This window comes from Clostridium sp. (genome assembly GCF_021443865.1).
Taxonomy (GTDB): domain Bacteria; phylum Bacillota; class Clostridia; order Clostridiales; family Clostridiaceae; genus Clostridium.
Genome location: NZ_JABUTB010000048.1, coordinates 1 through 6,756 on the forward strand (window position 1 = coordinate 1; position 6,756 = coordinate 6,756).

The 6,756-nt window shown below is 26.4% G+C and carries 10 protein-coding genes and 1 other RNA gene; 2 read left to right on the forward strand and 9 right to left on the reverse strand.

Annotated features, from left to right (window positions below; translation table 11 throughout):
• Positions 1–13: 13 nt before the first annotated feature.
• The 5 genes from HUJ77_RS09620 to HUJ77_RS09640 form a co-directional block, all read right to left on the reverse strand.
• Positions 14–1,234, reverse strand: coding sequence for a MerR family transcriptional regulator (locus HUJ77_RS09620; RefSeq protein WP_291708370.1), 1,221 nt, complete (start codon positions 1,232–1,234; stop codon positions 14–16).
• A 94-nt stretch (positions 1,235–1,328) separates the two neighbouring features.
• A complete protein-coding gene (locus HUJ77_RS09625; RefSeq protein ID WP_291708371.1) occupies positions 1,329–1,562 on the reverse strand; it encodes a phage holin in 234 nt (77 codons plus the stop codon).
• A gap of 148 nt (positions 1,563–1,710) precedes the next feature.
• Positions 1,711–3,108, reverse strand: a complete 1,398-nt coding sequence (locus HUJ77_RS09630) for an aminopeptidase (protein WP_291708372.1) — start codon at positions 3,106–3,108, stop codon at positions 1,711–1,713.
• A gap of 30 nt (positions 3,109–3,138) precedes the next feature.
• Positions 3,139–4,047, reverse strand: a complete 909-nt coding sequence (hprK, locus tag HUJ77_RS09635; protein ID WP_291708373.1) for an HPr(Ser) kinase/phosphatase — start codon at positions 4,045–4,047, stop codon at positions 3,139–3,141.
• 12 nt (positions 4,048–4,059) lie between these two features.
• On the reverse strand, positions 4,060–4,251 hold the full coding sequence (locus tag HUJ77_RS09640) for a DUF896 domain-containing protein (RefSeq protein ID WP_291708374.1): 192 nt from the start codon (positions 4,249–4,251) through the stop codon (positions 4,060–4,062).
• A 274-nt stretch (positions 4,252–4,525) separates the two neighbouring features.
• Here HUJ77_RS09640 and HUJ77_RS09645 point away from each other — a divergent pair, with 274 nt between their 5' ends.
• Positions 4,526–4,726, forward strand: coding sequence for a hypothetical protein (locus HUJ77_RS09645; protein ID WP_291708375.1), 201 nt, complete (start codon positions 4,526–4,528; stop codon positions 4,724–4,726).
• Between the two features lie 148 nt (positions 4,727–4,874).
• Here HUJ77_RS09645 and ssrS read toward each other — a convergent pair.
• From ssrS to HUJ77_RS09660, 3 genes are all read right to left on the reverse strand, one after another.
• Positions 4,875–5,066: non-coding RNA, 6S RNA (gene ssrS, locus HUJ77_RS09650), on the reverse strand.
• A 65-nt stretch (positions 5,067–5,131) separates the two neighbouring features.
• A complete protein-coding gene (locus tag HUJ77_RS09655; protein WP_291708376.1) occupies positions 5,132–5,530 on the reverse strand; it encodes a hypothetical protein in 399 nt (132 codons plus the stop codon).
• Between the two features lie 12 nt (positions 5,531–5,542).
• Positions 5,543–5,812, reverse strand: a complete 270-nt coding sequence (locus HUJ77_RS09660; protein ID WP_291708377.1) for a DUF1292 domain-containing protein — start codon at positions 5,810–5,812, stop codon at positions 5,543–5,545.
• A 154-nt stretch (positions 5,813–5,966) separates the two neighbouring features.
• Between HUJ77_RS09660 and ytaF the strand changes: the two genes are divergently transcribed.
• Positions 5,967–6,590: a sporulation membrane protein YtaF gene (gene ytaF / locus HUJ77_RS09665; protein WP_291708378.1), complete on the forward strand. Its 624-nt coding sequence runs from the start codon at positions 5,967–5,969 to the stop codon at positions 6,588–6,590.
• 38 nt (positions 6,591–6,628) lie between these two features.
• Here the strand turns inward: ytaF and HUJ77_RS15450 are convergent.
• Positions 6,629–6,756 (reverse strand): LPXTG cell wall anchor domain-containing protein (locus HUJ77_RS15450; RefSeq protein ID WP_366033187.1); only part of this gene is annotated, 128 nt, incomplete at its 5' end.

The following is a 6,756-nucleotide window of genomic DNA, read 5'->3' on the forward strand; positions in this document are numbered from 1 at the left end:
GGTAGGGTTAACCCTACCTTTTACCAAAATACATATAAATATAAACTTCTTCCCCTTCTTTAAAATAATCTTCATAAAGACTTGGCTTATTTAAACACTCTGTAGAGAGTTCATCTATTGTATTAAACTTATTCTTCTTTATGTCCTCTTTTACATACTTTATATTGAAGTTCTTTCTATTTTCTATCTTTATAAAATTATTTAGGCTAATTTTCTTAAATATAATATATGATAATAATAGATATGCGTCTTTATTTAAGTATTTTAATATATCTCTTATGGAAAAATCATTTTTTTCAAACCAATAGTTACTACTGCCACTACAATCTAAAAATATATCTATAACTTCCTCTTTTATAGGTATTTTCTTAAAATCTGTACAAATTAGCATAACATTATTATTTAAATTACTATTTTCAAGTAAAGATTTTAAATAAATATGTTTGTTTATATCATTATCTATAGCTATATAAATACTATTATCCAAAATATTATATATATTCCTTAGGGCAAACCCAAGTCCACTTCCAATTTCTAATAGTACTTTGTTATCTAAATCTATTTTTTCTAAATTAGAATATCCCCAATCCAAACCTTTTTTTAAGCTTGAAATGTGATTAATATCTGTTTCTCTTAAGTAATCTTCCATAATATTTTCATTACTATTGTCATTATTAACTTTATTGTTTTCAACAATTAAAATTCCAGATTCTATATTATATTCTCTTTTACATTTACATCTTAACCTGCCATCTACAATTTTATTATTCTTAATATTTCCTTCCTCTAAATATAAGTCTCCTCCACAATAAATACATGAAAGGTATTTTAAACTATTAATATCAATCCCTATATTAATAGCAGATTTTTCTTCCTTTGTTGTTATTTCTTTTATTTTGTATTTTAATTTTTCTTCCATGCTTAATAGTTCTTGAATTCTTCTACTTATTTCCTTCTCCTTTAATTTAAAAACATCCTTTAATAAATTACTATCTTCTAAAGTAAACTTACCAAGGGATTCATAAATTAGTATGGACTTTATCTCATTTAATGTAAAACCATAAGATTTTAATTCTAAAACTTTATTTAAACTTTTTTGGCTATTTTCATCAAAATCATATTGACCACCTTTTTTATATGGAATTATTAGTTCTAAATCAATATAATGTCTTACAGTTTCAATACTTATATTATTTTTTTTGCTAAACTCTCCAATTCTCATAACTACTCTCACTTTTATTCTTCTATTTTACTTAATAATAATATATTTTTATAAATAATAATATAGGGATATTACCAAAAAGTAGTAATATCCCAGAATTTTAATTTTACTTATTGTCTATATTATTTGTATTATTTTTATCATCTATATACCATTTAGATTCAGTAGTTGGGTTACTTATTATTCCTAGTGCAACTAATATAGATAATACAGTATTCATAATAGATTCATATTCTTCTGGCACTACTTTTACTCCAAAAGCACTTAAAATCATTGGTATTAATGCCAAAATAGATACCCATAGTCCATAATTTTTAAATCTTGACCAATCAATTTTCATAGTACTCCCTCCTAACTTCCATATATTATATTCACATAATAAATATATGTGAATATATGAAAAAAGAAGGATATAAATATTATAATCCTTAGACTTTTCTCTTTAAAAATCATAGTCCTATAATATTTATATCCTTCGATATTTTATATTAATTACTTTCTTCTTCTAAGAAAGCTTTATAGCCTCTCATTGTTTCATAAATATCTAGTTTACTTGCTATTTCCCAAGGAGCATGCATGTTTTGTAGAGCTACCCCACAATCTATAACTTCCATATTATACTCTGCTAATATATAAGCTATAGTACCACCACCACCTTGATCAACTTTTCCAAGCTCAGCTGTTTGATATACTACATCATTTTTATTCATAATATTTCTAAGCCATGCTATATATTCTGGATTAGCATCATTACATCCTGATTTTCCTCTAGCACCTGTATACTTATTAAATACTATTCCCTTACCAAAGTAAGCTGAATTTTTCTTTTCCATTACAGATGGATAGTTTGGATCAAAAGCAGCGCTAACGTCTGAAGAAAGCATTTTAGAGTTTGATAAAGTTCTTCTTAATTTTAAACTTGAATATTCACCAAGTCTATCCATAACTTCTGCTACAGCATTTTCAAAGAATTTTGAATGCATTCCTGTAGCACCATTACTACCAACTTCTTCTTTATCAACTAATAGTAATACGCTAGTATATTTAGTATTATCAACATCTAGCATAGCCATTAATGACGTATAAGCACATACTCTATCATCTTGACCATAAGCCATTATCATGCTTCTATCTAATCCGTATTCTCTAGCTCTTCCTGCTGGTACTACTTCTATTTCTGCAGAAATAAAATCTTCTTCTTCAAAATCATATTTTTCTTTTAATATATTTAATATATTAGCTTTAACAGCATCCTTTTCATGTCCTTCTAATGGAATACTTCCAACTAATATGTTTAAATCTTCACCTTCAATTACTACATTAGCCTTTTTTTGAAGTTGATCCTGTGATAAATGTATTAATAAATCTGAAACACCTACAACTGGATCATTATCATCTTCTCCAATTACTACATCTATCTTAGTCCCATCTTTTTTAACTACAACTCCATGTAGAGCTAAAGGAAGTGTAACCCATTGATATTTTTTAACTCCACCATAGTAATGAGTTTCCATCATTGCTAAGTTAGTATCTTCATATAATGGATTTTGTTTTAAATCTAGTCTAGGAGAGTCAATATGTGCACCAAGGATTCTTAAACCCTTTTCCATTGGCTCTTCACCAATTATAAATAAAGCTAAAGTTTTATCTTTATTATTTAAATAAACCTTATCTCCTTGCTTTAAACTTTCTTTGTTTTCTATAATTTCCTCTAAATTTCTAAAACCAAAAGCTTCTGCCATTTCAATACTAGTTAAAACGCATTCTCTTTCAGTTTTACATATAGACATATAATCAATATATCCCTTACAGAAATCAAATAGTTCTTCTCTCTTTTCTCCTTGATATTTTAGCCAAGGATTATTCTCTTTTTCACACTTGCCCATATTAGCCTCCCTATATTTTAAATATTTTTATTACTCTATTATTTTATCCATTCTTCTTTCAATTATATCTACTGGAGTAACATCAGACATAAGAGAATGTCTATAATTAACTGCAGCAGCTTCTATAATTACTGCAATATTTCTACCTGGTCTAACTGGAACTCTTAATTTTTTAACCTTAACGCCTAATATATCTTGACGATCATCATTTAACCCTAATCTATCGTAATCTCCATCGTCTTTCCAATGTTCAAAATGCATAACTATTTGTATATCCTTTTCTTGGAGAATAGAGCTTAAACCATATAATGATGCAACATCAATAATTCCTATCCCCCTAACTTCAAGCATACCTATTGTTATTCTAGGAGATTTACCAACAAGTTCACCATCAACTTCTTTTATATCTACAGCATCATCAGTTACTAATCTATGGCCTCTTTTAATTAATTCAAGAGCAGTTTCACTTTTTCCTATTCCACTTTCTCCAGTTATTAATATTCCTATTCCATAAACATCAACTAAAACGCCATGAAGCCTTGTTTCAGGAGCTAATTTATCTGCTAGATAAATAGTCAATTTACTCATAAATTTTGTAGTAACTAAATTGGTTCTAAGTAACCAAACCTTATTTTTCAAAGCAGCTTTTACTAGTTCTTCTTGAGGTTCTAAATCTCTTGTAATAATTAAACATTTTAAGTTAAAGCTAAAATATTTATCTATTCTTTTTTTTCTTAATTCTATTCCCATAGTTTCTAAAAAGCTCCACTCAGCTTTTCCTATAACTTGAATTCTTTCTGGAGCAAAGTAATTATAAAAACCTGTTAATTGTAATCCTGGTCTATTTATATCATTTACAAGTATCTCAATACCCTTTTCTCCCTCAGATAATATTTCCAAGTCAAAATCTTTTATTAACTTCTCAACTGTAACTGACAAATTTATCACCCTTTAATTTCTTTTTTTTGGCTCTACCGTTTCTAATTGAGCTCTAAAATTATTTTTTACACTATCAATATATCTTCTTCTCAAAATTTGTTGTTCTTCTTTTTCTTCGTTATTTAGTCCTTCTTCTTTACTCTTTTTATAAAGCTCATTTATTCTCTTTATAACATCATCAATTTTCATATCCATATAATCCATCCTTGGTTCATCCTTTCTTCTTAAAAGATCTTAGTATTATTTTACCTTGATTTTCTATTAATATCAACTTATATACTCTTTATATATGTAATCAATTACATTTATTATTAATTACATATTTAATTTATTATAACAAAATGTATAGTAATTCAACAGCAAGTCGTATATCTTTTTGTAGATTTTTGTTGCATTTTTTCATTTTACATTTTTATACTTTTTGGTATAATATTGTTATAAGATATTGTATTTTGTAGTTCAATAGGAGGTGCTAACTATGACAAAAAAATGTAGTAGAAAAATAAAAAGAAAAAAAGCTTTACTTAACTTTTTGTTAAGATACCTTTCTACTAATAATTCGCTAATAATATATCTTTCACAAGACTTAGACAAGCTTATAACTAAAAATCAAAAGTATATATTTAATAAATACATCAGAAAAAACTTATGTAGCAATCCTGTAAGGAAGGTTGCCTAATTTATTTACTTAATTATTATTATGTATTTTCATAAATAATATAGAAAATTTAATTTAAAATATTTTTAAGCATAAAAACATTATATTTACTTATAAGTTTTTATGCTTAAATAAAAAAATACCTCAGTTTTGAGGTATTAAATACATATATATTCCCAACATGCCGGTCACTTAAATATTCATACCTGCTACTCGCAGGTGGGTTAAGCTCACTAATTCTCTGTCTTCTCCCGTCACAATACTGCAAATAATTGGAGCCTGACATACACTTAGATATCGCAAATCCCGTATATTCAATGTAGGTTGAATATTATAAGCTTAGCGCACATCTCAGGATTTATTATATTATTATTATAACACAAATCTAAATACATGCAATAGAATATTTTTCCTCTAAGTTAAGCATTAAAAAATGTATTCTTTAGCTACATCTTCTATTGAAATATCTATATCTTCTTCAGTAAATAAAGCCATAAATTTAATAAATTCAAAGTTTGATGAATCTATTTGAAAAGCCATTACTTCTCCAGCAATATCTAATTCTTCAACGATTTCTTCTATAATATCAACCACTTCATCATTACCGTAATCATATAGGTAAGGTATAAAATATTCCTTATACCATTCATCGCTTTCTTCTTCGTAATCACTTTCATCATTTGCATAACTTCTAGCAGCACTTAACACGTCATCATCAAAATCTAAAAAAAACTTTACAAGAAAAACGCCATCTTCATTTTTTAGTTCTTCTATTTCTGTTAAATTATTTTCTTCAAGTATTTCAATTATATCATTACTGTTCATAATATCCTCCAATTAATATAATAGTTTTTTATATTCCTTTTTAACTTCAAGGAATTCTTTATCGTCTTCCACTAAGTTTAATTCTTCTTTTCCATCTACTTCATCTACTCTAAATACATAAATATCTTCACTTTCATCATCTACTGGAGCTAAAAGTAAGTATTCTACTTCCTTTAAGTAAACCTTTGCTACAGCTTCAAAATCTACTTTTTCTCCATTTTCATCTAGAAAACTCATTATAACTTTTTCATCTTCACTAATATTAGTGTTCTTCTTATCCATTTTATTCTCCTTCATATTAATTGTCCATTATTTTAATATTATCCTTTAATTTTTTATAGTATACTATATTATTTTTAATATAGAAAGTCATTTTTTGTAACTTTCTGCTTTTAATTTTATAGTATATAATATCAATTTTTTCAGAGGATAAATTATGTTAGAAGTTTTATTATTAGTTTTATCTGTATCTATAGATTCATTCATAGCAAGTATATCCTATGGTAGTAGTAAAATTCGAATCCCTTTAATTTCGGCGTTAATAGTGGATATTATATCATCTAGTATGCTTGGTATCTCATTAGTACTAGGTAGTTTTCTTCAAAACTATATCTCAATTACTACTGCTAAAGTTTTTAGTTTTTCTATTTTATTCTTATTAGGATTTTATAGACTATTTGAAGGTTTACTTAAATCATATATAAATAATAAAGCAAAGGATTATCCTTCTTTACATTTTAAGTTATTTGATTTTAATTTTGTACTTCAAGTCTATGCTAATGAAACAAAAGCAGATATTGATAAATCTAAAGTTTTATCTTACAAAGAAGCAATATACTTAGCTATTGCCTTATCCTTAGATAGCTTGGCAGTTGGATTTGGTAGTAGTTTAATAATGATTAATTACATTAAGGTTTTTGTAGTTTCCATTATCATTGGAATCTTAACTATTTTATTGGGATCTTATATAGGAAAAAGATTTTCAGAAATTACAACCATAGATTTATCTTGGCTATCAGGTACTATGTTAATTATATTAGCATTTTTAAGAGTTTTCTAAAAAAGAGGAGACTGTGAAAACAGCCTCCTTTGTATTTCTTATTTTGTATTTAAATTCTCTTTCTTTTTGATGAACATAAAGCTACTTCCTATTAATAATAATATCAAGCCAAATGCTATTCCAGTTGTTGGATTATTACCTCCTGTAGCTGGTAATGTTACTCCAC